This window comes from Adhaeribacter arboris, from assembly GCF_003023845.1.
In the GTDB taxonomy this organism is placed as follows: Bacteria; Bacteroidota; Bacteroidia; order Cytophagales; family Hymenobacteraceae; genus Adhaeribacter; species Adhaeribacter arboris.
Genome location: NZ_PYFT01000001.1, coordinates 1,159,200 through 1,182,517 on the forward strand (window position 1 = coordinate 1,159,200; position 23,318 = coordinate 1,182,517).

The 23,318-nt window shown below is 40.3% G+C and carries 23 protein-coding genes; 8 read left to right on the top strand and 15 right to left on the bottom strand.

Annotated features, from left to right (window positions below):
- Window positions 1-91 precede the first annotated feature (91 nt).
- The gene (locus AHMF7605_RS04870; RefSeq protein ID WP_158267453.1) at window positions 92-979 is read right to left on the bottom strand and encodes a DUF3822 family protein; all 888 of its coding nucleotides are present in this window, start codon (window positions 977-979) and stop codon (window positions 92-94) included.
- A gap of 80 nt (window positions 980-1,059) precedes the next feature.
- Complete coding sequence (locus tag AHMF7605_RS04875; RefSeq protein WP_106926994.1) at window positions 1,060-1,548, bottom strand: NUDIX domain-containing protein; 489 nt, start codon at window positions 1,546-1,548, stop codon at window positions 1,060-1,062.
- 125 nt (window positions 1,549-1,673) lie between these two features.
- Here AHMF7605_RS04875 and AHMF7605_RS04880 point away from each other — a divergent pair, with 125 nt between their 5' ends.
- From AHMF7605_RS04880 to AHMF7605_RS04890, 3 genes are all read left to right on the top strand, one after another.
- Window positions 1,674-2,150 carry a PaaI family thioesterase gene (locus AHMF7605_RS04880; RefSeq protein ID WP_106926996.1) on the top strand — a complete coding sequence of 159 codons (477 nt, stop codon included), beginning with the start codon at window positions 1,674-1,676 and terminating at the stop codon, window positions 2,148-2,150.
- 153 nt (window positions 2,151-2,303) lie between these two features.
- A complete protein-coding gene (locus AHMF7605_RS04885; protein ID WP_106926998.1) occupies window positions 2,304-3,710 on the top strand; it encodes an ATP-dependent DNA helicase in 1,407 nt (468 codons plus the stop codon).
- Window positions 3,711-3,789: 79 nt separating this feature from the next.
- On the top strand, window positions 3,790-4,245 hold the full coding sequence (locus tag AHMF7605_RS04890) for a DUF1573 domain-containing protein (RefSeq protein ID WP_106927000.1): 456 nt from the start codon (window positions 3,790-3,792) through the stop codon (window positions 4,243-4,245).
- A gap of 98 nt (window positions 4,246-4,343) precedes the next feature.
- On the opposite strand, the gene AHMF7605_RS04895 is transcribed toward AHMF7605_RS04890, so the two are convergent.
- The 5 genes from AHMF7605_RS04895 to AHMF7605_RS04915 all read right to left on the bottom strand — a co-directional run bounded on the left by AHMF7605_RS04895 (window position 4,344) and on the right by AHMF7605_RS04915 (window position 8,411).
- Window positions 4,344-4,733: a DUF423 domain-containing protein gene (locus AHMF7605_RS04895; protein ID WP_106927002.1), complete on the bottom strand. Its 390-nt coding sequence runs from the start codon at window positions 4,731-4,733 to the stop codon at window positions 4,344-4,346.
- 3 nt (window positions 4,734-4,736) lie between these two features.
- Window positions 4,737-5,414 carry a YggS family pyridoxal phosphate-dependent enzyme gene (locus AHMF7605_RS04900; RefSeq protein ID WP_106927004.1) on the bottom strand — a complete coding sequence of 226 codons (678 nt, stop codon included), beginning with the start codon at window positions 5,412-5,414 and terminating at the stop codon, window positions 4,737-4,739.
- 169 nt (window positions 5,415-5,583) lie between these two features.
- Window positions 5,584-6,636 carry a vWA domain-containing protein gene (locus tag AHMF7605_RS04905; RefSeq protein WP_106927006.1) on the bottom strand — a complete coding sequence of 351 codons (1,053 nt, stop codon included), beginning with the start codon at window positions 6,634-6,636 and terminating at the stop codon, window positions 5,584-5,586.
- Window positions 6,617-7,540, bottom strand: coding sequence for a hypothetical protein (locus AHMF7605_RS04910; RefSeq protein ID WP_106927008.1), 924 nt, complete (start codon window positions 7,538-7,540; stop codon window positions 6,617-6,619). The genes AHMF7605_RS04905 and AHMF7605_RS04910 overlap by 20 nt, the downstream gene beginning before the upstream one ends.
- Window positions 7,533-8,411 carry a DUF58 domain-containing protein gene (locus tag AHMF7605_RS04915; RefSeq protein ID WP_106927010.1) on the bottom strand — a complete coding sequence of 293 codons (879 nt, stop codon included), beginning with the start codon at window positions 8,409-8,411 and terminating at the stop codon, window positions 7,533-7,535. Before AHMF7605_RS04915 ends, AHMF7605_RS04910 begins: the two co-directional genes overlap by 8 nt.
- 59 nt (window positions 8,412-8,470) lie before the next feature.
- Between AHMF7605_RS04915 and AHMF7605_RS04920 the strand changes: the two genes are divergently transcribed.
- A complete protein-coding gene (locus AHMF7605_RS04920; protein WP_106927012.1) occupies window positions 8,471-8,821 on the top strand; it encodes a DUF4296 domain-containing protein in 351 nt (116 codons plus the stop codon).
- A gap of 154 nt (window positions 8,822-8,975) precedes the next feature.
- On the opposite strand, the gene AHMF7605_RS04925 is transcribed toward AHMF7605_RS04920, so the two are convergent.
- Complete coding sequence (locus AHMF7605_RS04925; protein WP_106927014.1) at window positions 8,976-9,311, bottom strand: tRNA-binding protein; 336 nt, start codon at window positions 9,309-9,311, stop codon at window positions 8,976-8,978.
- A 140-nt stretch (window positions 9,312-9,451) separates the two neighbouring features.
- On the opposite strand from AHMF7605_RS04925, the gene AHMF7605_RS04930 reads away from it, so the two are divergent.
- Window positions 9,452-11,008, top strand: a complete 1,557-nt coding sequence (locus AHMF7605_RS04930; protein WP_106933348.1) for an FAD-dependent oxidoreductase — start codon at window positions 9,452-9,454, stop codon at window positions 11,006-11,008.
- 145 nt (window positions 11,009-11,153) lie between these two features.
- On the opposite strand, the gene AHMF7605_RS04935 is transcribed toward AHMF7605_RS04930, so the two are convergent.
- The 5 genes from AHMF7605_RS04935 to egtB form a co-directional block, all read right to left on the bottom strand.
- Window positions 11,154-11,747 carry a DUF922 domain-containing protein gene (locus tag AHMF7605_RS04935; protein WP_106927016.1) on the bottom strand — a complete coding sequence of 198 codons (594 nt, stop codon included), beginning with the start codon at window positions 11,745-11,747 and terminating at the stop codon, window positions 11,154-11,156.
- A 48-nt stretch (window positions 11,748-11,795) separates the two neighbouring features.
- Complete coding sequence (locus AHMF7605_RS04940) at window positions 11,796-13,142, bottom strand: MATE family efflux transporter (RefSeq protein ID WP_106927018.1); 1,347 nt, start codon at window positions 13,140-13,142, stop codon at window positions 11,796-11,798.
- A gap of 84 nt (window positions 13,143-13,226) precedes the next feature.
- Complete coding sequence (locus tag AHMF7605_RS04945) at window positions 13,227-14,333, bottom strand: pyridoxal phosphate-dependent aminotransferase (protein WP_106927020.1); 1,107 nt, start codon at window positions 14,331-14,333, stop codon at window positions 13,227-13,229.
- A gap of 14 nt (window positions 14,334-14,347) precedes the next feature.
- Complete coding sequence (egtD, locus tag AHMF7605_RS04950; RefSeq protein WP_146153520.1) at window positions 14,348-15,382, bottom strand: L-histidine N(alpha)-methyltransferase; 1,035 nt, start codon at window positions 15,380-15,382, stop codon at window positions 14,348-14,350.
- Window positions 15,346-16,623, bottom strand: coding sequence for an ergothioneine biosynthesis protein EgtB (gene egtB / locus AHMF7605_RS04955; RefSeq protein WP_106927024.1), 1,278 nt, complete (start codon window positions 16,621-16,623; stop codon window positions 15,346-15,348). The genes egtD and egtB overlap by 37 nt, the downstream gene beginning before the upstream one ends.
- 224 nt (window positions 16,624-16,847) lie before the next feature.
- On the opposite strand from egtB, the gene AHMF7605_RS04960 reads away from it, so the two are divergent.
- Window positions 16,848-17,927, top strand: a complete 1,080-nt coding sequence (locus AHMF7605_RS04960) for an o-succinylbenzoate synthase (protein WP_106927026.1) — start codon at window positions 16,848-16,850, stop codon at window positions 17,925-17,927.
- A gap of 185 nt (window positions 17,928-18,112) precedes the next feature.
- Here the strand turns inward: AHMF7605_RS04960 and AHMF7605_RS04965 are convergent, their stop codons facing one another.
- A complete protein-coding gene (locus AHMF7605_RS04965; protein ID WP_106927028.1) occupies window positions 18,113-18,820 on the bottom strand; it encodes an SIR2 family NAD-dependent protein deacylase in 708 nt (235 codons plus the stop codon).
- 114 nt (window positions 18,821-18,934) lie between these two features.
- Window positions 18,935-21,379, bottom strand: a complete 2,445-nt coding sequence (topA, locus tag AHMF7605_RS04970; RefSeq protein WP_106927030.1) for a type I DNA topoisomerase — start codon at window positions 21,377-21,379, stop codon at window positions 18,935-18,937.
- Between the two features lie 167 nt (window positions 21,380-21,546).
- Between topA and AHMF7605_RS04975 the strand changes: the two genes are divergently transcribed.
- Window positions 21,547-22,038 carry a SixA phosphatase family protein gene (locus AHMF7605_RS04975; protein ID WP_106927032.1) on the top strand — a complete coding sequence of 164 codons (492 nt, stop codon included), beginning with the start codon at window positions 21,547-21,549 and terminating at the stop codon, window positions 22,036-22,038.
- A 113-nt stretch (window positions 22,039-22,151) separates the two neighbouring features.
- Complete coding sequence (locus AHMF7605_RS04980) at window positions 22,152-22,901, top strand: ParA family protein (RefSeq protein WP_106927034.1); 750 nt, start codon at window positions 22,152-22,154, stop codon at window positions 22,899-22,901.
- Window positions 22,902-23,318: the final 417 nt, after the last annotated feature.

A 23,318-nucleotide genomic window follows, 5' to 3' on the forward strand; every position in this document is an offset into this window, starting at 1 on the left:
GTTACAAGTTGTAAAGTTAGAAGGTAAAAAGTTTCAAGGTATATTTTGCAGCAATCTAACAATTCACCAATCCAACAATCAACTAAATAAGCTACTCACAAAAATGCAAACTAAATAATTCTAAGTAGCGGTGTTCAAATTGCTCTTCAAATTTATAACTGTAAGATAATCCGGAAGGTCTTTTACCCAGGTGCACGTGCCGTACGTACTTTCTTAAGATATCAAATAAATCAGAATCGTGCAGAATATCTCCCCAAATCAGCAAAGGATCCTGATCAGGGTTAAGTTTATGCTCCTGCATTACAAAAATTACAAAATAGATAAAATCCTCCGGGCTTAAGTAGTAAAATACATTACAAAATTCCAGGTTACCATCTTTCAGTAAAATAAGCGTGAGGTAATTCTGTTCTAAGTAAGCGTACATTTTTAATTGCGGACTGCGTTCGGTCAGATGCAGTAAGGATTCAATTAAAACGCTGGTTTGATGCCGAATTTGTATTTTTCCCGCATGAAACAACTCAATGAGTAAAGATTCAAAGTAATGTTCCATGGCAAAAACATTTACCATGTCGGTACCTTGGTGACGGTAGGCTAAAACCTGGTCGTCATTTTCATCTAATTCGGCGTGTAATTGTAAATAAGTAGCAGCTTCTTTAGCATCGTAAAGCATACCGGGTAAAAAAGTAAACTTCTGATTCTTTACGGCCACTCGTACCTGGTGCCATCTAACCGTACTATAAAAAGCATGATCGGTAAGCAGGGTACGCAATTGCTGCACCAACTGAATGGGAGTGAATACGTTGGCTAAAACATAATCTTCGAGGGCAACAAATTTATGTCGAATAGTATCTTCGATGCCGAACCGAAAAGTATGTTTGCTGGCGGCAATGTATAAATTATAAACATCCGCATTGCTAACAGCGAAGGATTCATCGATTAGTTGCGTTTGGAGTTGGTAATTTTGGCGGATAGTAGTCAAACGAGCGGATAGTTTTACAATTATAAGTCTGCAAAGATAAAAATAAGCGTTTAGGTTTATTTACTTAATTTTTTCTACCATTACGAAACATTGGTTTGATTGGGAATATACAGCAAATCCTCCAGTTGTTGTAAATGGTGCAAAGTTTGGTGTAGTTGGTTAAGAGGTATTTGCTGAACTTCCGGCAAAGTTTTAAAAGTGGTTTCTACGATTAATTGATTTTCCAATCCCAATTCCGGATCACGACCTGTACTTAAACTTCCACCGGTAATAGTAACTTTAAAAAAGACTTCCAGCGCGTGCAACGGTAAAGAAATAAATTCATTGATAAACAAGAAATTATCGACTCTTACATCTAAACCGGTTTCCTCTTTAAATTCCCGGATTAAAGCATTACGCATTGATTCGCCGTAGTGCAAACCTCCTCCCGGCGGCGACCACAAACCCGTCGTATTTTGCGCAAAAGGCTGATGCCGGATAAGCAAAATTTTATTTTGATGCAGGCAAATACCGCTAACCCGAACGCGTAACTTACCGGAATAATGCGGTTCCGAAACTGAAGTTGCCATAATACCTTTAAAATTTAAGTAAAAATAGAATTTAAATAAACTAAAACTAGTCAGGCTAATAAGTAAAGGTTATCGGTAAAGGTAATTAAGTAGTACATTCCAATTGTGCTGTGTACTTTTGCTGCATGATAAAAACCTTGAATCCTAATTTTCAAAATACCATAAACGAGAGGTTGCGAAACCAAAACTTCATGGCTTTAGTTGGTTTTGAAATCACTAAAATTGCGGAAGGTTTAGTGGAAGGCGAACTGCTCTTAACATCCAAACATCAGCAACATAGAGGCTTTGTGCATGGCGGTGTAACAGCTACCCTGGCCGATATTACGGCCGGTTTAGCCGCTGTGAGCCTGGTTCCCGCCGATCATCACGTAGTTACGGCCGATTTAAAAATTTCTTATCTAAACCCCGGCGTGGGCGAGAAACTATTTGCCCGAGGCTGGGTGTTAAAACAAGGCCGCAAACTAAATTTCTGCGAAGCGGAAGTATTCTGCCATGATTATAATAAGCCCGCCGTTTTAATAGCGAAAGCCTCGGCTATTATGGTCACTATTACTCCAGATGAATTGGAAATTAATTCAGAGAAATTAGAAATTAAAAGTTAGAAATTATGAATTTATTAAATCATTTATCCTTTTACATGGAAAGTTAAAATCAATAATCAACAAACTAAATAGAGAAAGAGGAATAACGATTAACATTTGTTCCATTATAATTCCTTAAAATCATTCCTAATTTCTAATTTATCAACTACCGACATGCGTCCGGAAGAAGCCTTACTCAAAAATTTTCCGTTCGAACCTACCGCCGACCAAGCGAGGCTATTTAAAAAACTGGATATCTTTATCTCGAGTCGTACTACTACCAAAGAAGTATTTTTATTAAAAGGATTTGCAGGAACGGGTAAAACCACTGTGCTAACTTCACTGGTAAAAATTTTAAATTCTTTCGGCTATAAATATGTACTACTGGCGCCAACTGGCCGGGCGGCGAAAGTAATGTCGTCTTATTCGAAAAAGCCGGCTTCTACTATTCATAAAAAAATTTACCGCCAGAAAAATAATCCGTACTCCGAAGGTTTGGCCTTTACCCGTCAGCCTAACAAATTAAATAATGCCGTTTTTATTGTGGATGAAGCTTCTATGATTTCGGATGAAAAAGCCTTTGGGGATAATGGGCTCTTGCAGGATTTAATAAGTTATGTATTTGAAGGCCAAAATAATAAATTACTGTTAATTGGAGATACCGCTCAGCTACCGCCGGTTAGCCAAACTTTAAGTCCCTCGCTGGACGCCGATTATTTAAAATCGAACTTCCGCTGCGAAGTGTACGAAATTGAATTACGACAGGTAATGCGGCAAGCCCAGCAATCGGGTATCTTAATGAACGCTACCAGTTTACGCGAGCAACTTCGGCAACCCGAACCTCAACTAAAAATGCGTACCCGGCCTTACAAAGATTTGTACCGAATGACGGGCGAAAAATTAGAAGATGGATTGCGGTATGCCTACGATAAATTTGGGGTGGAAAATACTACTGTTATTTGCCGTTCCAACAAGAATGCAAATCAATATAATCAACACATTCGGCGGCAGATATTTTTCTCCGAAGATGAAATTGGCGTGAGTGATTACCTCATGATCGTCCGGAATAACTATTTCTGGCTCGATAAAAACTCAGAAATTGGTTTTATGGCCAACGGCGATTTTGTGGAAGTTACGAAAATAATCCGCTACGAAGATATGTACGGTTTCCGTTTTGCCGACGTTCGAATTCGTTTCGTGGATTACCCCAACGAAGAAGAACTGGAAGTTAAGATTATGCTCGATACCTTGTACACCGAAGCGCCCGCTTTACCGGCCGATAAAAACAAACAATTGTACCAGGAAGTATTAAAAGATTACTCTGATTTAGGTACTAAGCGGGAACGCAGTCAGCAATTAAAAAAGAACCCTTATTTAAACGCATTACAAGTTAAATTTGCTTACGCACTTACGTGCCATAAAGCCCAGGGCGGACAATGGGACGCCGTATTTGTGGATCATGGCTATTTAAAAGAAGAGATTACCGGCATTGATTTTGCACGTTGGCTGTATACGGCCGTTACCCGAGCCGCTACCGAATTATACCTGGTAAATTTTAATCAGCAACTATTTGGCGATTAAGGAGATAAATTTACTAGGATTGAAACTATAAATTTATATTTTTGTTTTATATTCAACTTACTTAATCCATTCATTTAACATGAAAAAATTAGTTTATTTAGCACTAAGCTTAACTTTAGGAGTTTCAGTAGCTAATGCACAAACTACCGCTCCGGCCGCTGCCAGCAAAGTAGTAACCAATGGCCCCGCCATTACATTCGTAGAAAGCAAGCACGATTTCGGTAATATCAAACAAGGTGATGTTGTCGAATACACTTTTAATTTCAAAAACACTGGTAACCAACCTCTTCTTATTTCGGATGTAGGAGTAACCTGCGGTTGTACCGCTACGGATTATACCAAAGAGCCGGTTGCTCCCGGTAAATCTGGTTTTGTAAAAGCAAAATTTAATTCGGCTTACAAATCAGGTATGCAGAACAAAATTATTACTATTAAATCTAATGCCACTGCCGGCGATGCCCAAGTAGCCATTATATCTAACGTGATTGTGCCTACCGAAGCTTCGGCTAAACCAACCGATGCTAAAAAGAACTAATTAAGACAATGGGTTGATTCAAGTAAGACTATTGAAGTTGTTACTTAATCATTCAAACATACTTAAAACCTGGTAAAAATTTTACCGGGTTTTTTATTTTATTGCTTTTGCAAGGGTAGTTTACTGATAGCCAAAAATAAATACAACCAGCCGGCAATAAACAAAACGCCGCCAAAAGGAGTAACTGCTCCTAATACCGTTATACCACTTAAACATAGCACGTACAGCGAGCCCGAAAATACTACTATTCCCAAAAGTAAAAGCAAACTGGCCGTACGCAATTGTTTAAGCGGTAAATGCAACTGTAAAAGACCAATTAAAAAAATGGTTAGGGTATGATACATTTGATACTTTATGGCCGTTTCAAACGTTTCCAACCTTCCGGCTGCTTCCAGAGATGGCCGGAGCGCATGTGCGCCGAAAGCTCCAATCATAACTGTAAGAGCGCCAAGTAAGGCTGCCGTTAACAAGCTTTGTTTCTGATTCATAAATTATTTAGCGTCATTACGGGCTCCAAAAATAGAAGATCCCACCCGTATCATGGTGCTGCCTTCTTCTAAAGCCAGCTTAAAATCCGCGCTCATGCCCATAGAAATTTCTTTAAAACGAATATCCTGAGAAAAGAAAGTATTTTTTAAATCTTCGAAAACCTGCTTTAAAGTTCGGAATTCCTGCCGGATTTGGCTTTCGGAATTAGTGTTAGTAGCAATACCCATTACCCCGGTTATAACACAGCTCTTTAAATTTCGATACGTTTGGGATTGCAATAATTCGTTGATTTCGCTAGAGGAAAGGCCAAATTTGGTTTCTTCTTCCGCAATGTATATCTGTAGCAGGCATTTAATGATCCGGTTGTTTTTGGCCGCTTGCTTATCTATTTCTTCGAGCAAGCGCAAACTATCCACCGATTGGATGGTATGAACGAAAGGCGCAATATATTTTACTTTATTCGTCTGTAAATGACCAAGCATGTGCCACTCGATATCCGAAGGAAGTTCAGAAAATTTTTGCGCCATTTCCTGAGCTTTATTCTCCCCAAAAATACGCTGGCCCGCATCATAAGCTTGCTGCAGGGCAATAACAGGCTGGGTTTTAGATACCGCTACTAACTTGCAAAGAGTGCCGGCCAACTTTTGCTGAAACTCCTGAATGTTTTCCTTTATATTCATTTATTTTAGTTACAAGTTTCAGGTTTCAGGTTGAAAAGTTGCAAGGTTGGAAGATTAATTAACATTTCGCAATATTTTCTGCGTAACATATTTTTTAACCACATAATTTTCAACTTGTAACCTGTAACTTCCAACTTTTCAACCTTCCAACTTTCCAACCTTTCTACCATTAATCCTCCAGAGCATTGGTAAGAAATGTATTTTTTAACAATAGCCAGATTAATAAAAATACCATTGCCCATTTAAGGTAAATTTGGTAATAATCCTTGGTATTACGGAAACGTAATTCTTTGATATCGGATTTTTCTAAAAGGTTAATTCTTCGGAAAATTTCCTGCAAAGCATTGGTGGTGGTCGCCCGGAAAAACTGGCCATCGGCGGCTTGCGCTATTTCGCGCAGGTTAGTTTCGTCGAGCCGGGTGTTTACGTAGGTTACTTCCCCTTTTTCATTAATATCATAAGGTACCCGGCCGTCTTCGCCAATTCCAATCGTATAAATGCGAATATTAAAAGCATGCGCTAATTTAGCCGCCACCGCAGGTTCAATATTGCCGCCGGTATTTTCGCCATCACTGATTAAAATACAAACTTTTGATTTTGTAACGGCCTCGCGCAACCGATTTATTGCTACCCCTAAAGCACTGCCAATGGCGGTACCATCGTTCGGTATCATTTTAAAATGAATCTCTTTAATCGTTTCCCGTAGTAAATCGTAATCGGTAGTTAAAGGTGCTAAGGAATAAGCATCGCCGGCAAAAACAACTACGCCAATGCGGTCCTGAAACCTACCTTTTATAAAGCGTAATGCCATCTCCTTGGCAGCCTCCAGGCGATTCGGCTTAAAATCTTTTAATTCCATGGACCCGGAAGTATCTAAAACCAACATAATGTCAATTCCTTCCGAAGATTGTTCGATAATTTCATTAATTCGTTGGGGCCGCGCCAGCGCGACCATTACTAATAAGGCAAATAGGGCAAAAATAGTATCTGGGATATAGCGTAAAATAGAAGACCAATGCCATTTCGCTTTTCCCTCAAAAAAAGCAACATCTAACTTTCTCCGGAACCGAAGCGTGGTGAGCCAGCGCAACAGAAATAAAAAAGGTACCAGCGGCAGCAAATACAAGTAAATAGGATTAATCCATTCGAAGGATTGCAGCGTTGCTAATCGAAACCAATCCAGGTCAAACCAGTCGAAGGCATTATCGGGAAACGGAAACATGGCGGGTTTGATCTTTTATGTATTCGTAACGACGGTCGGCAAAATGATGCAGCAGGTAAAAGGCCACAATTGTTTCGGAAGATTGGTCGGACAGCATGTTGCCGTAAATAGCTTTATCAAATAACCGTAGAGCGGTGGCCACGTCTTCGTCCTCCCCGTAAAACTGAGTTATTTCTTTAGTAGTGAAGGAGTTTATAGCGCTACCTTCCAAACGGGTTAGATAATTTTTCCAAAGGGTAATGGCTTTTTCAATATTCTGCAAGGATTGCGACCGGTTAAATCGTTCGATGTGTACATTATAGCGCGAAACAAAAGCTTTATGATCATTTTTAAGCTTGTATAATCTAAAATTAACGATAATTCGGCGACTAAATAAGACCCAAATAACCAGCAACAATAACAGTATGAAACCAAGGCTCAGCAATACGTAGGGGTAATTAAATCGTTTTCGCACTTCTAATAAGGCCGTGTTGGATTTTAAAGAAGCTAAATCCTGCGGTGTAACCGAAACCATTTCCTGCAAATAAACACTATCTATTCCGGGCTTCACCTGTTGGGTATCTCCCTTTTGCCATATAAAAACAGGTATTTGCAGGTGCTGCACGGGGTTTAAGTCAAAAGTTCGGAGCATATAAATAGCACTGTCCGTACTAATGTTTTCGTGCGTACGCGTTGGAAAAAAAGTTTTAGAAACAAACTCGAACGGAGCAAACGAAAAGGCAGAGTCCGGAAAGATAACTTCCTGGTCAGATGGATGTTGATAATACAGAGTATACGGAAAAGTTTGGCCAATTTTTACCGAATCGCGGTGGAAAAAACCAATCGGTAACTTACCGGCGGCTTTACCCGGAAAAGAGATTATCAAAGCAATAAATAAAAACAAATCAAAAACTCTTTTACGCACTTTTACGCATTAAATTTCGAATTCTGAACAAATTAATAAGTTGGGGCACGTATTCCTCCGAAGTATCGATAGTAAGATAATTGGCCTGGTATTTCCGGCAAATCTTGGCGATTTTTTCCTGATTGTCGGTGTAAGTAGATAAATAACTGTGCTGGAAAGAGGCCGAAGAAGTGTTTACCCAAATAGTTTTACCCGTTTCTTTATCTAATAAAGGAATAATGCCCAGAGCCGGAAAATCTATTTCGCGTTTATCCACTAACTGTATTACTACCAAATCGTGTTTTTTAGCGAGCATGGTTAATTCCCGCTCGTAATTTTGATCAATAAAATCGGAAATGAGAATAATAATACTGCGGCGTTTAATTATGCTTAAAGCTAATTTAATTCCGGCGGCCAGATTGGTACGTAATGATTTTGCTTTAAGCTCGAAAATGGCTTTAATCAGGGTATAGGCGTGCTCAATGCCTAAACCGGGCCTTACGTATTTTTCTTTTTGATCCGAAACGCAAACAATGCCAATCTGGCTGTTTTGCTTAGCGGCAACTAAAGCCAAAACGCCGCAAATTTCTTTTCCAATATCAATTTTTTGTTGACCGGCCGTACCAATTGCCTGCGAAGCACTTACATCGAGAATTAAAAAAACGGATTGTTCTTTTTCTTCTTTATAGGTTTTAATAAAGGTTCCGTGGCCTTTAGCCGTAACGTTCCAGTCAATAGCGCGCACATCGTCTCCGTATTGATAAGAGCGCACATCGTCAAACTCCAACCCGGTGCCCTTAAATACCGAATGAAAGTTGCCTTGCATTTGGGTATTAATTGCCTTTCTGATACGAATCTCGTAATTTTGCAGTTTCTTAACTAAGTCTTTCATAAAGGCTGACCCTTTTTCTTCGTTTTTAAAATTAGAATTTATTTAGCTAATATTCATTCGTGAAATACATCTTTTTAGCAGTAACCCTTCTTTTGTTAGTCCGTTGTTCCCCAACCGGCGAACCCAAACCCGCCAACTTACTCTCCGAAGAAAAAATGACCCGTATTATGATTGACGTTCATTTGGCGGAAGCTCAGATTGAAAATGCAGGTTTGCCACTTGACTCCGGAGAAGCCGTTTACCGGAAAATGCATCGCGAAATTTTACGCAAACACCAGGTGAAAGAAGCAGATTTTAATAACAGCTATCAGTATTATTTGCGTAATCTGAACGGTTTAGATAAAATTTACGAAAAAGTAATTGATAGTCTTACCGTGCGCGAAACTCTTTCCAAAGCAAAAAAGCCGTAGTGATTAGTTAGAAGGTGGAAAAGTTGGAAGGGTGTTGATTAATAGGTATTGTTCTTTTTCTCGATAATTTTGCATTACTCAATCAAAGTCTAGAATGTAAAAATATATAACCTTCCAACTTTCTAACCTTCTAACTTTTCAACCTTTCAACCAACTACATTAACTTCGCGCCATTTGGTACGGGGCTTTGGGGCTGGGCCAATACAATGTTTCCTTGAGCATCTGCAAAACCGGTTATTAGAACCTCCGATAAGTATTTTCCAATTTGTTTCGGCGGAAAATTTACCACTGCTAAAACTTGCCGGCCAATTAATTCCTCCTTTGTGTAATTTACAGTTACCTTAGCACTTGATTTTTTAATTCCTAACGCCCCAAAATCCACCAATATTTTATAGGCTGGCTGGCGTGCTTCCGGAAAATCATGCACTTCGGTTATGGTGCCAACGCGTAAATCTACTTTCTCAAAATCGTTCCAGGTAATCTGATTCATGGGTTAATATATAAGTAACAGGTAACTAAAGCCGTTGCTGGTCGTAATCAAAGCGAACCGGTTTTACTAGTTAAAATTTGGAACCTGTACTAGCTAATAAAACCTTTTTTACTTTTCGCATCGAAATTAAAAATAAATCTATGAGAAACGATACCGGTAACACGCAATCTATTTGGGAACACGGCGTAGAAATGCCTTTTACTACGAGCTTACAAGCCGATATGCAGTGCGATGTTTGTGTAGTGGGAGCGGGGATTTCTGGCCTAACAACCGCCTATCTACTTGCGCAAGAAGGAAAAACGGTGATAGTATTAGAATCAAAGGGTATTGGTGGGGGCGAAACTTCCCGCACCACGGCTCACCTCTCTAATGCTCTCGACGACCGTTACGATAAAATTATTCAATTGCACGGCGAAAAGAACGCCCGGTTAGCCGCTGAAAGCCATACCCAGGCTATTCGCAAAATAGAAGAAATCGCGAAAAAAGAAAATATAGATTGCGATTTTGAACGAGTAAACGGCTATTTATTTGTGCAGCCCAGCGACTCGGAAGAAGAACTGGATAAAGAATTAGATGCTTGCTGGAAATTAGGTTTTACCGGGGTAACCAAATTAAAAAAATGCCCGGTTCCAAGTTTATCCGAAGGTTCCGTTCTTTGTTTTCCCGATCAAGCGCATTTTCACCCGACGAAATATTTAGCTGGTTTAAGCAAGGCTATTTTAGAAAAAGAAGGTTGTTTAATTTTTACCCATAGCCACGTTCAATCTTTTGATAATAACGGCATTGTTCGGGTTAAAACCGAAGCGGGTTATACCATTTCGGCCAACCAGGTAGTAGTAGCTACTAATTCTCCCATTAACGATTGGATGGCTATCCACACCAAACAAGCTCCTTACCGCACTTACGTAATAGGTGTAAAAATATTGGAAGACGCGGTGCCAAATGCTCTTTACTGGGATAATTCGGATCCTTATCATTATATCCGGCTGGTAAAAGATCAGCATCCGGACGCCAATCAAGCCGGCCAGGATAAATATAATGTTATGATTGTGGGCGGCGAAGACCATAAAACCGGGCAGGAAACCGATGAGCAAGAACGATTGCGGTGCTTAGAAGAATGGACCCGGGAAAAATTTCCGATGGCCGGACAGGTAGTATATCGTTGGTCGGGTCAGGTGTTAGAGCCGGTTGATTATTTAGCCTACATTGGTAAAAACCCCGGCGAAGAGAATGTATACATTGCCACCGGCGATTCCGGGCACGGTATGACGCACGGCACCATTGCCGGTATTCTGATCACCGACTTAATTATGGATCGCCCGAATGCTTGGGAAAAATTATACAATCCGGGCCGGGTAACTTTATCCGGACCTTCGGCTTTAGAATTTATCAAGGAAAACGTGAACGTAGCCGCGCAATATACCGATTGGGTAACTCCCGGCGAAATTAGTGGTTTAGAAGAAGCCGAACCAGGTACGGGTAAAATTATGCGCAAGGGCGTGAACAAAATTGCTGTTTACTGCGATTTGAACGGAGTAATCCACGAACACTCGGCGGTGTGTCCGCATTTGGGTTGTATTGTTAACTGGAATAATCTGGAAAAAAGCTGGGATTGTCCTTGCCACGGTTCCCGTTTTGATCCTTACGGAAAAGTAATAACCGGGCCGGCTTTATCGGATTTAGGCAAACCTTATTAATGTTTTTTAATTCAATTTCATCCGGCAATTAAAACGAACATTTTACCAAACAAAAAGCCACTAATTAAAAGTTAGTGGCTTTTTGTTTGGTAAGAAAAATTTAAATTTTTAAAGGATGAAACGTATACGTATGGAACTAGAAAGATTAGTTAGAAGCAGTATAATTATCCGTAGTAAATTCGGCCAATGATTCTAGTTGCGAAGCAACTGTTTTGGTCCAGTATGCTTGTTTTAAATCATCCAGGCCGTGCCGCGATTCATTATCGTACCGTTGTTGCGCTTTTTGCCAATCTGCAAAGACTTTGTTTACCACGGCTCTGAATTTAGTTTTATCGCCGGTACATAAGCTTTTTTGCTGGCTTAATTTCTGCCGGAGTAAGCGCGCGTAAACTTCCGTTAAATCGAAATGCAGTTGTTCGTGCTGCAATAGTTCTTCGGAAGTTTTATTTTTCGTCCAGGATTCGTTAACGGCAAACTGGCATTTTACGTCGTATACCATTTGGTTGTTTTTGCAGGTGGCTTGCACCGCAATATTAGTGCTTGCCAAAGCGTGCAAAGGATCGTTAACATCCGCCTCCTTCTGAAAATCGTCCCAGGTTAATCTACGATTACTGTTCCAATCAATGTGCGCGTTAACTTCTTTTTTAGGAGTATTTTTAATTAAATTTATGAATAAATCTTGATTTGCAGGGGCGCTCTTCATCCAGAATAAGAGCACGAGAAAAATTTGAATAAGCATAGAATTCAACTGCCGGAATAATGATGAGTTACTACAATAACTCAAAAATTAAGTTCTTCGTGCGAAACTGGCCGACAATTTTTTAAAGCGTAAAAATAACAAACAAGCAGCAATCGTTAAGCCGGTTAATAAACCTAACCAAATGCCATTTACGCCTAAACCCGCGTGAAAACACAAAAAATAACCCGTGGGCAAACCAATAATCCAATAGGCTAAAAGCGAAATAAAGCCGGGTACTTTTACATCTTCTAATCCTCTTAAAGCTCCTAATCCCACCACTTGTACGCCATCCGATAACTGAAATAAAGCCCCGATAATTAACAAACCACCGGCCATTTGAATGACCTGAATATCCGATACATATAACAAGGGAATCAGGCTTTTACCTAGTATTAATAATATCGCCATTACCGACATAAACATAAAAGCCATTAATATACTACTGTAGCCGGCCTGGCGCATTTGTTGGTACCTGCCCCGGCCTAATTCGTTGCTTACCCGGATAGTAGCCGCCGCCGCAATTCCGCTAGCCATCATGTAAGTTACGGCGGCTACGTTTATGGCAATCTGGTGCGCGGCTAACTGTTTAGCGCCTAACCAGCCAATCATAATGGCCGAAAAGCTAAAAGCGCTCATTTCAAAAATCATTTGCAAGGCAATCGGGAAACCCAATTGAATAATCCGCCGCATGTGTTTGAAGGAAATAAGCTTGCGCTGTATTTTATACCGGTATTCGGCAAACCTAGGAGCCCGCCAAATGTACATCCCCATCATAACGGGCATCATAAGCCGAGCAATTAAGGTGGCGGTAGCAGCTCCTTGTAAACCTAACCGCGGAAATCCCAGATTGCCAAAAACCAGCAAATAATTCAAACCAAAATTTACAATGTTCGCCAGTACCGAAATATACATGGATTGGCGCGTTAAAGAGAGTCCTTCGGCAAATTGACGTAATCCTTGAAAAATCATCAAGGGAATGAGCGAACAAAACAAAATTTGCAGATAAGGAATGGCCAGGCGAACTACTTCGGGGGGCTGGTGTAAGAAGTACAGGTAAGGAGCGAAGCTGTAACCTAATATAAAAAGAATTACTCCTAAAATAGAACAAACCAAAGTGCCGTTGAAAAGCAATAAGGAAATTCGACGGCGGTTCTTCCGTCCATCGGCCGAAGCAATCAGCGGGGTTATCCCCATGGATATACCTAAACCCCAAACCATAAACAAAGTAAAAACACTATTACCCAACGAAGCCGCCGCCAAAGGCAAAGTACCCGTGCGACCCACCATAATGCTATCGCAGACTGTTACCAGAATATGCCCCAACTGACTTAATACCACCGGATAGGCCAGATGGAAATTTTGCTTAAGATGAGATTGAAAGTCAGATGCCAGCATGCAGAAGATTAAAATTAATTGGGCCGGCAAAAGTACGATAATTTTAGAAGTTCCGCTCTACCGCTTATTTATAATCTAAATGTACTATGATAACGCACGTAAGCCAGTATGAAGGCGTTCTAGAGCTTCGTGCAAATGGGCAGGCTCTAAGGCAAACGAAATTCGGGCAAACCCAGGCGCTCCAAAGTAATCACCGGCTAGCAGCTCTAAAGCGTATTTTTCTTGTAAGTACTGGCACAGAGCAATGCTACTATCCAGCCATTTTCCATCTGGTGTTTTTTTATGTAAATAAGCGTTTAAATCGGCGAAAATGTAATAAGTTGCTTCAGGCTCGTTAAATCGAATGTTACCCATTTCCCGCAACTTAGAACAAATAAAAGCTCGGTTCTCAGTCAGAATTTTTTGCATGGGTTCGAGTACCTCCTGGTAGTTTTGCAAAGCAACGGCTGCCGCCACCTGCGTAAAGGGGCTTACCCCAGAGATAGTGGTTTCCTGAAATTTAAAACAGGTTTGATAATACTTCTCAGGAACTATAAGATAACCTATCCGCCAACCCGACATGGCAAACGCTTTGGAAAAACCATTGACGATTACAAACCGTTCATGCTCATCGTGGAATTCTAACAAAGAAGGTACGCGGCCGGTAAAAGTTACTAAATCATAAATTTCATCTCTTAAAACAATAATTTCCGGATGTTCTTTCAAGATTGAAAGTATCCTTTTTATATCGGCTTCCGAGTAAATTCGGCCCCTGGGATTACCCGGGTTGCATAATATAAATAAACAGGTTTTAGAGGTAATTGCTGCCGCTAGTTTCGTTGGGTGAATGGTATAATTATCGACAGGTAAGGTAGGGACCATTATCAGTTTTGCCGGTACTTCGCTTATTAATGCGTAAAAGCCGGACCAATTGGCGACCGGAGCAATTACCTCGTCGCCGGGCCGCAATACCGCCCGAAATAAATTAAATAAGGCTTGTTTTACCCCGGCAGTAATTAAAATTCTATCCGGTGATACTTGAACATTATTTACATTCTGGTAGCGTTGAACAATTGCTTCTCGTAAAACAGGTAAACCTTCGGTGGGCCCGTAAGAAGTGTAGCCTTGTTGAATAGCGTTAATGGCTGCTCTCCGCACAATTTCGGCCGTGGAGAAACAGGCTGCTCCCGAAGCCATACTTATTGTTTTCATTGGAAGAACTGATTTTAGCCGACGGAAAATAAAACATCGGCAAAATAGTGATTCTTATCCGTAAAAATGAGCTGCGTTTTTAAATCTGCTTCCGCCGCTAATACCTGAATTTCGGCTTCTGAGAATTTATAAGAAGATTCGGTATGAATGGCTTCCCAGGCTTGTAAGTTTAAAGTAAAATCTAAATCCTGCAAGGTAACTTCTTGATCCTGAGTACTAATTAAATAACTTCTCATTTCCCCGCTTATCGGATTATACTCGGCAAAATGCTGAAAGTTATTCAGCTCGAAATTGCCGGTAAAAGTTTCGTTAATTCTGCGTAAGAGATTAAAATTAAAAGCGGCTGTTATACCTTCCGCATCATCGTAGGCCTGTCGGATTAAACGGGGATCTTTTTTTAGGTCAAATCCTATTACTAACTGATCGCCTGCTTGCAGAAACTGACATAGTTTTTTTAGAAAAATTTTAATTTCTGCAAAAGGAAAGTTACCAATGTTAGATCCTAAAAAAAATATAACTTGCCGCATTCCTGACTCTCGTTTTAATTGCGCCAAAGCTTTAAAATAATCGCCGGCTAAAGGCACCACCGGTAATTGCGGTAACTCTAGAGCTAAATTACTCTGCAACTCCTGCAAAGCATCCAACGAAATATCTAACGGAACAAAGGTGAAATTAGTTTGCCGTTGCAGGAGAGAACGAAGCAAAATTTTGGTTTTTGTAGCATCGCCCGCCCCTAAATCCACCAAATTAAAAGGTTGAGCGGAGCAAAAACCAGATATAATTTCTTCTTTCTGATAGGTAAAAATTTCTGTTTCGGCCCGGGTAAGGTAATAATCCGGCAAATCCATTATTTTTTGAAAAAGCTTGCTACCCGTAGCATCGTAAAAGTATTTCGACGATAAGGTTTTCTGCTTTTTAGTTAATCCTTGCACCACATCTTGGGCAAATTGCTGTTGCTCGAACGGCAGATTAGTAATATTTACAACGTTGGGGTACAAATCGTTTTTCATGTTTATTTTGCCGCGAGCCGAATGCCGGTAAATTGCCACCGTTTATCCGGGTGAAAAAAGTTACGGTAAGTAGGACGAATGTGGCTGCGGGGTGTCGCACAAGAGCCCCCACGTAATACCATTTGATTAATCATAAATTTACCATTATACTCGCCCAGAGCTCCTTCCGCTTTATTATACCGCGGATAAGGCTGATAAGCACTGTACGTCCACTCCCAAACATCGCCTAATAATTGATTAGCAGCCGGCTGCTCCCCTGAAAAAGGTTGCGGGTCGTAAGATCCGTTTTCTAAAAAGTTGCCGAGTTTCCGGCTAGGTAAATAGTGCTTAGCTGCTACTTCCCATTCAAATTCGGTTAGTAAACGTTTTCCGGCCCAATTCGCAAAAGCATCGGCTTCGTAAAAACTAATGTGCGTAACCGGAGCGGCTACATTCACTTTTTGTAAACCGTGCAAGGTAAAGCGATACCAACCATCCGCTTGTTTGGTCCAGTATAAAGGAGCTTCCCATTGCTCCTGTTGCGCCAAGTCAAAACCTTCGTGCAGCCAATATTTAAAATTCTGGTAACCGCCGGCTTCCATAAATTCCAAGTATTCCTGGTTGGTTACTAATTGATTCCGAAAAGCAAATTCATCTAACCAAACCTGGTGCACACTTAATTCGTTATCGAAACAAAAATCAGTACCGGTATAACCAATTTCATATAAACCCGATGCTACCGATAAGTATTCTGGTTTAGGTAGATTAATAGCCGGGCTCACGTATTTTTCCGCGGGCAGTAAAGCCGGCACTAGGGGATTGGTACTAAGAATGTATTTGATATCTGTAACAAGTAGTTCCTGGTGTTGCTGTTCGTGTTGCAAGCCCAACTCAAACAACGGCAATAATTCTGCATAAGAGTTTTCGCTAAGTTGGTTAAGTAATTCCGTGATATGCTCGTTTACGTAAGCCCGGTACTGATAAATTTCTGCCAGCGGCGGACGGTTAAGGGTGCCCCGGGTCTGGCGTAAAATCCGGCTGCCAATAGAGTTGTAGTACGAGTTAAATAAAAAATTATAATCCGGATGAAATACCTTATAGTTTGGGGCGAATTTTTGTAATAGAAAAGTTTCAAAAAACCAACTGGTATGAGCCAAATGCCATTTCGGCGGACTAACATCCACGATGGGTTGTACAACAGTATCTTCGGGCAATAGCGGTCGGCATAAAGCTTCCGTTTGTTCGCGAACTTGCCCGAAGCGTAGTAGATAATTTTCCGTATTAACCGCCAGAACGTCCATCCTGAATATCTCCTTTCAATTTGTTTTCGTTAAAACTTATTTAATCCCGAAATGTTTAAATCACTTCAGTTCATGAAGTACAAGAAACGGTAAAGCTAAAAAATAATAATTTTAAATTTTAGGTTCTAATAACCACTTAATGAATGGAAACACTTTAAAAAGAAAGCTGTAGAAAGGTTAAAGCAACTAAATATTTCCTGTTTTTAAAATAATTATTTTGAATTATGCCTTTACATGCCGCCGTGCAAAAAAAAATACTTTTGTTTAAGTTTGATGCCCGTACTTCGCGGGGAGCAATGCAGCAACATGTGGTGTATTATTTAAAAATTTGGAGTGATCTTGAGCCAGAAATAATAGGAGTGGGGGAATGTGCTCCCTTGCCGGGTTTAAGTCCGGAATACGGACCAGAATACGAGACTTGGCTTTATAGTTGGGTAAATCAGTTTAATGATTTACACTTACAGGAAGACAATTTACTATTATCGGAGTTAATCCAAAACTTTAATTTAACATATTGGCCTTCTGTGGTTTTCGGATTAGAAACGGCCCTTTTGGACTGGCAAAACCAAGGACAAAAAAGATTATTCTTTAATTATTTTTCGAATTCTGAAGCGGGTATTCCCATTAATGGTCTTATCTGGATGGGTGATCGGGCGTTTATGCAGCACCAGATAGAAAAAAAACTCCAGGAAGGTTATTCTTGTTTAAAATTAAAAATCGGAGGATTGGATTTTGAAACGGAATTAAAGCTTTTACGACAAATCCGGGAAGTAGCTTCTAGTCAAAATCTAACCATTCGGCTGGATGCCAACGGCGCTTTTTCTCCGGCCGAGGCGCTGCAAAAGTTAGAACAATTAGCTAAATATGATATTCATTCCATTGAGCAGCCCATTAAGCCGAAGCAAACAGATGCCACGGCCCATTTATCTAGGCAATCGCCCATTCCTATTGCTTTGGATGAAGAATTAATTGGTCTAGTAGAAAGTAAAGAAAAACTAAATGTATTGTCAGCTATTCGACCCGCATATATTATTTTAAAACCGACTTTATTGGGTGGTTTTGCGGCTACTCAGAAATGGATTAATCTAGCCGAAACGCAAGGAATAGAGTGGTGGATCACCTCGGCCTTAGAATCTAATATTGGCTTAAACGCGATTAGTCAATTTACCGCCGAATTTGATCTAAAGCGAGAGCAAGGCCTGGGAACGGGTCAGTTATACGAAAACAATATACCCTCGCCTCTTCAGATTCAAATGGGAAAATTATATTATGATGCTACTGTTAATTGGGGAAAGTTAAGTTAAAAAACAAAAATCATTTATAATGTAAAGTAAGTACTTCGACGAAATTAGTTTAGATTACCATTTATAGTAGCTGGATGATTACCAAATAATTATTAGTCGAGCAACGTACAACTAATAACGAAAAACTACTTAGATTAAAATAATAGGAATGTTTGATTTTACTTAACTTCTACAGCTATTTAGGTTTACTTATTTTCCAATTCTTTTTCCAGTTGGGTTTTAGCCCGGGGAACACCAATACTGGCTTTTTCGGCTATTAAATGCAAGTTAGAGCGTTTGGCTACGGCGGGTAAGTTGGGATCAATTACAAACACGGGCACTCCGCGGGGCACATAATCAATTAACCCGGCCGCTGGGTAAACCAACAACGACGTACCTACTACCATAAAAGCATCTGCTTCCTGCGCTTCTTCTACCGCCGTTTCCATCATAGGAACCATTTCACCGAACCAAACAATATTGGGCCGCAGTTGAGAACCTTTTTCGCAAAGATCGCCCATTTTTAACTCCCAACCATCCATTGGGTACACTAAGTTTTCATCCACGGTACTTCTGGATTCGAACAATTTACCGTGTAAATGCACCACATTCGTAGAACCGGCCCGTTCATGAAGATCGTCTACATTTTGCGTGATGATTATTACCTCGTACTTTTCTTCTAATTTGGCTAAAGCTAAATGACCCAGGTTTGGCTTTACCTGGTGCGCCTTTTTGCGTCGCTCGTTATAAAAGTTCAAAACCAGTTCCGGATTTCGTCGCCAACCCTCCGGCGAGGCAACGTCCATTACATCATAACCTTCCCATAAACCATTCGCATCCCGAAAAGTGGCAATGCCGCTTTCGGCGCTAATACCTGCTCCCGTTAAAACTACTATTTTCTTACGTGCGGCCATTGTTGTTCTTTATAAATTAATACTGATATTAATTTCTTAAGTTAAATTAAGGTAATAAAAAAGCGAAGTAAATTTAATTACTTCGCTTTTTTTGCTGCTAAATATCTTAAAAACTTATTTCTTTTTAGCCGTAGCCGTTGCTTTTTTAGCCACAGAAGTTTTTTTAGCGGCTGGTTTTTTAGCCGGTGCTTTCTTTGCTGTGGTTGTTTTAGCCGGAGTATCTGCCGAGGCTTCTGCTTTTTTCTTAAAGCCGCCGCGGGTTGGTTTATCCGGTGTTTGTTCCGCCAAGGTTAAGCATTCGTCCAGAGTTAATTCGGCCGGAACTTTATCTTTTGGAATTTTTACATTTTTCTTACCCACCACAATGTAGGGACCAAAGCGCCCGTTTAAGACCTGCACCTCCGGGTTTTCCTCGAATGATTTAATGCATTTCTCCGCGTCTGCCTTGCGCTTGCTTTGGATTAATTCGATAGCTTCGTCGGCGTTTACCGTGAATGGATCCAAGGTTTTAGGCAATGAATAAAACTTATTATTATGCCGAACAAAGGGTCCAAAACGGCCAATAGCAGCCGTCATTTCTTTATCTTCAAAAGTGCCGATGATGCGAGGCAGCTTAAATAAATCCAGGGCATCTTCTAAGGTAATACTCTCCAGAAACTGACCTTTGCGCAAACTGGCGTATACTGGTTTTTCTTTGGTATCTTCGTTTTCTTCGCCCATTTGCACAAACGGACCGAAACGACCTAAACGAGCCGTAATTTTTTTACCGGTTTCCGGGTGAAAGCCTAATTCCCGCGCTCCGCTGATAGTAGACCGTTCTACATTATGACTGCTTGTTATAGTTTCGTGGAAGCCGGTGTAAAAATGTTCGATCATTTTATCCCAGGCTTTTGTCCCGGCCGCAATTTGGTCAAATTCTTCTTCTACTTTAGCCGTAAAAGAATAATCAATCACACTCGGAAAATAATCAACCAAAAAATCATTTACCACCATGGCCATATCGGTTGGGAATAGCTTTGCTTTTTCGGCTCCCACCAGTTCGGTTTTAGTTTCCGAGGCGATGGTATCATTCTTTAAAGTTAATATCTGGTATTTGCGCTCTTTGCCTTCACGGTTATCTTTTTCTACGTAACCGCGCTTCTGAATAGTTGAAATTGTGGGAGCGTAAGTAGAAGGTCGGCCTATGCCCATTTCTTCTAATTTTTTAACCAGGCTAGCTTCGGTATAGCGGGGAGCCGGCCGAGAAAATCGTTGCGTAGCCTGAATTCTTTCCGAGCTTAAGGACTGTCCTATGGTTAAAGGCGGCAGCATGTCATGCACATCATCATCCTGCGTTTCACCGTCATCTTTCGATTCAATATACACCTTTAGAAAACCTTCGAAAGTAATAACCTCACCGGTAGCAACGAATTTTTCTTTAACAGTAGATATATGAATAGTAGCGGTAGTTTTTTCGATTTCAGCATCCGCCATTTGGGAAGCAATGGCTCGCTTGCGAATTAACTCGTACAACCGTTGTTCATTGCGGTCCGAGGAAACTTCTTTGGCGAAGAAGTCAGTGGGCCGGATTGCTTCGTGCGCCTCCTGGGCGGACTGAGACTTGGTTTTGTATTGCCGTACTTTTACGTATTCTTCCCCAAACGCTGCTTTAATGCGGGTAGTTGCGCCTTCAATCGCTTCTTTTGAAAGGTTTACCGAATCGGTACGCATGTAAGAAATTTTACCGGCTTCGTACAACTTTTGCGCTACCGTCATAGTTTGTGCCACGGAGAATCCTAATTTACGGCTTGCTTCCTGTTGTAAAGTAGAAGTGGTAAAAGGGGCCGCCGGCGAACGTTTTAAAGGTTTTTTCTCCAGATTTTCAATCGTGTATTCCGCTCCCCGGCATTTTTCCAGAAAAGCTTGTGCTTCTTCCTGGGCTTTAAAACGGGTCGGCAGTTCCGCTTCCAGTCTTTTACCATCCACGGTAAAAAGAGCCGTTACTTTAAAAGCAGAGTCTGCTTTAAACCGCTCGATTTCCCGTTCCCGCTCTACTACCAGACGAACCGCTACGGATTGCACTCTACCAGCAGATAGCCCCGTTTTAATTTTTTTCCAGAGAACCGGGGATAATTCAAAACCAACCAGCCGGTCTAGTACCCGGCGGGCTTGTTGCGCATTTACCCGGTCGATATCAATTCCCCTCGGTGATTCAATAGCGTTTAAGATAGCATTCTTCGTAATCTCCCGGAAAACAATCCGGCGCGTTTTCTTATCGTTTAAGTTAAGGGCTTCCGATAAATGCCACGAAATAGCTTCTCCTTCGCGGTCATCGTCCGATGCCAACCAAACTGTTTCCGCTTCTTTGGCCAGCTTTTTTAATTCTGCTACTACTTCTTTCTTATCCGCCGAAACAATGTAAGTGGGTTTAAAGCCATTCTTAATATCAATCGCATTATTATCCTTGGGCAAATCGCGTACGTGACCAAAACTTGATTTAACAATAAAGTCCTTCCCTAAATAACCTTCTATAGTTTTTGCCTTGGCAGGCGACTCAACAATAACTAAGTTTTTAACCATTTATGTGCTCTAACTACTGGGCCAGCTGGCCTTTTTTTCTCAAAGATGATTATTTTTTCTAAAATATTGCAAACTTGCCTTTTATCAATTCAAGCAGTTTTATTCTAATCCAATATCAAAGTGTACTTTTTAAACCCTATTCTCACCATACAAGTTCAATAGAAAATATGCGGTACCACTTATTTATTTGCCGTCATGCCAAGGCAGAAAACCCTACGTTCCACCAGGCTGATTATGATCGGGATTTAACAGAGCAAGGAAGATTAGAAGCCAGCCAAGCCGGCGAATGGTTGCAACAATCCGGCCATAAGCCAGATTTAATTGTATGCAGTAGTGCTCGCAGGACCTTAAGTACTGCTTCCATTATAGCTAATAAAATTAATTATTATCAGCGTGATATACTTTCTATCCGAGAATTATATGATAGTACAAAAACAAAGCTTTTACATTATTTAACTAAAATAGATAAAAACCACTCTAACGTATTATTAGTGGGGCATAATCCTGGAGTATCTATGTTAATAGCTACTTTATGTAATACTAATCGGGGAAATGTACCCACTGGCAGTGTTCATCATTTATGGTTCGAAATGGAAGAATGGAACCAACTGGAGTATACTAAAACTTCAGGTTACGAAACTAATATCGTTGCTTCTTAAAAAATAGCAAAATTCAGTCGCAAGGATTAACAAGTTAAATAAAAAGCATTATACCTATAATACAGTATCAATTAAGCTAATACCTTATATTGCAGCAAGGGTTTACCTAAACTATGGCAACTACAATCGTATCAATAATCAACCAGAAAGGCGGAACCGGTAAAACAACCACTACCATTAACCTAGGTCGGGCATTAAGCAAACTTGGAAAAAAAGTGTTACTCGTAGACCTGGATCCGCAAAGCAACCTATCGTATTCGCTTGACATAACCGAACCTCAATTTACTTTGGCCGATGTTTTTACTGGTAATAAAAAGTTGAAAGAAATTCTGGTTGCTAAAGACGATAATTTCTTTGTTGCGCCCGGCTCACACGAGTTGGTGGATATTGAAATTTCGTTAGTCACTCAAGAGAAAAGAGAAAGCTTTTTAAAAAATATTCTGGCCGATGTAAAAGGTTTTGACTTTGTTTTAATTGATTGTCCGCCCTCACTATCGGTTTTAACTTTAAATGCTTTAACCGCTTCGCAACAAGTACTTATTCCACTGCAAATGGAAGTATTAACTTTACAAGGCCTTAATCAGATATTAGTTACTGTAAAACAAGTAAAAACAACTTTAAATTCAAGGCTTAAAGTTAAAGGTATTGTAATAGTTATGTATGATAAACGCCGGAAACTTAGCTCCGAAGTAGAAGCTTTCCTGCAAGAAAGCGTGGACGAAAAAATATTCCGTTCCAAAGTCCGTTTAAACGTGAAATTAGCCGAGGCACCTTCTTTCGGGAAAAGTATTTTGGATTATGATCCAGCTTCTAATGGGGCCCAGGATTATCTAGCTGTCGCGAAAGAATTTTTGGAAATGTAAATTTTTAAATTAGCCAATTACCCTGGCAAATACCAAAATTTAGATTTCTACATTTTACCCACGCTCTTTAATAGTTCGCAATAGGGAAGGTAAATTCTTGAATTTTGAGTAATTTTACGGAATAATTGCTGGTTTTACCCATTTCGGTAGCATCGTTTTCCTCTATAAAAAATGGTAATACTCACCATACCGGAATTTACATGTGCCGGTTTAATTTAAATATTTTATATCTTTAGATTCCTGATTGGAAGCTCCCTTTTCTGGGTAGTTTATTGGGATAGGTATTATCAGAATCAGTACTTTTTTATTTACAAATAATATGGCTTTAGGAAAAAACATGAAGTTGAATAAAGATAAATTGATTGCTCCACCGGAAAAAAGCAAGACGTCTGAAGTATCTGAAGAGTCATCTGTAGC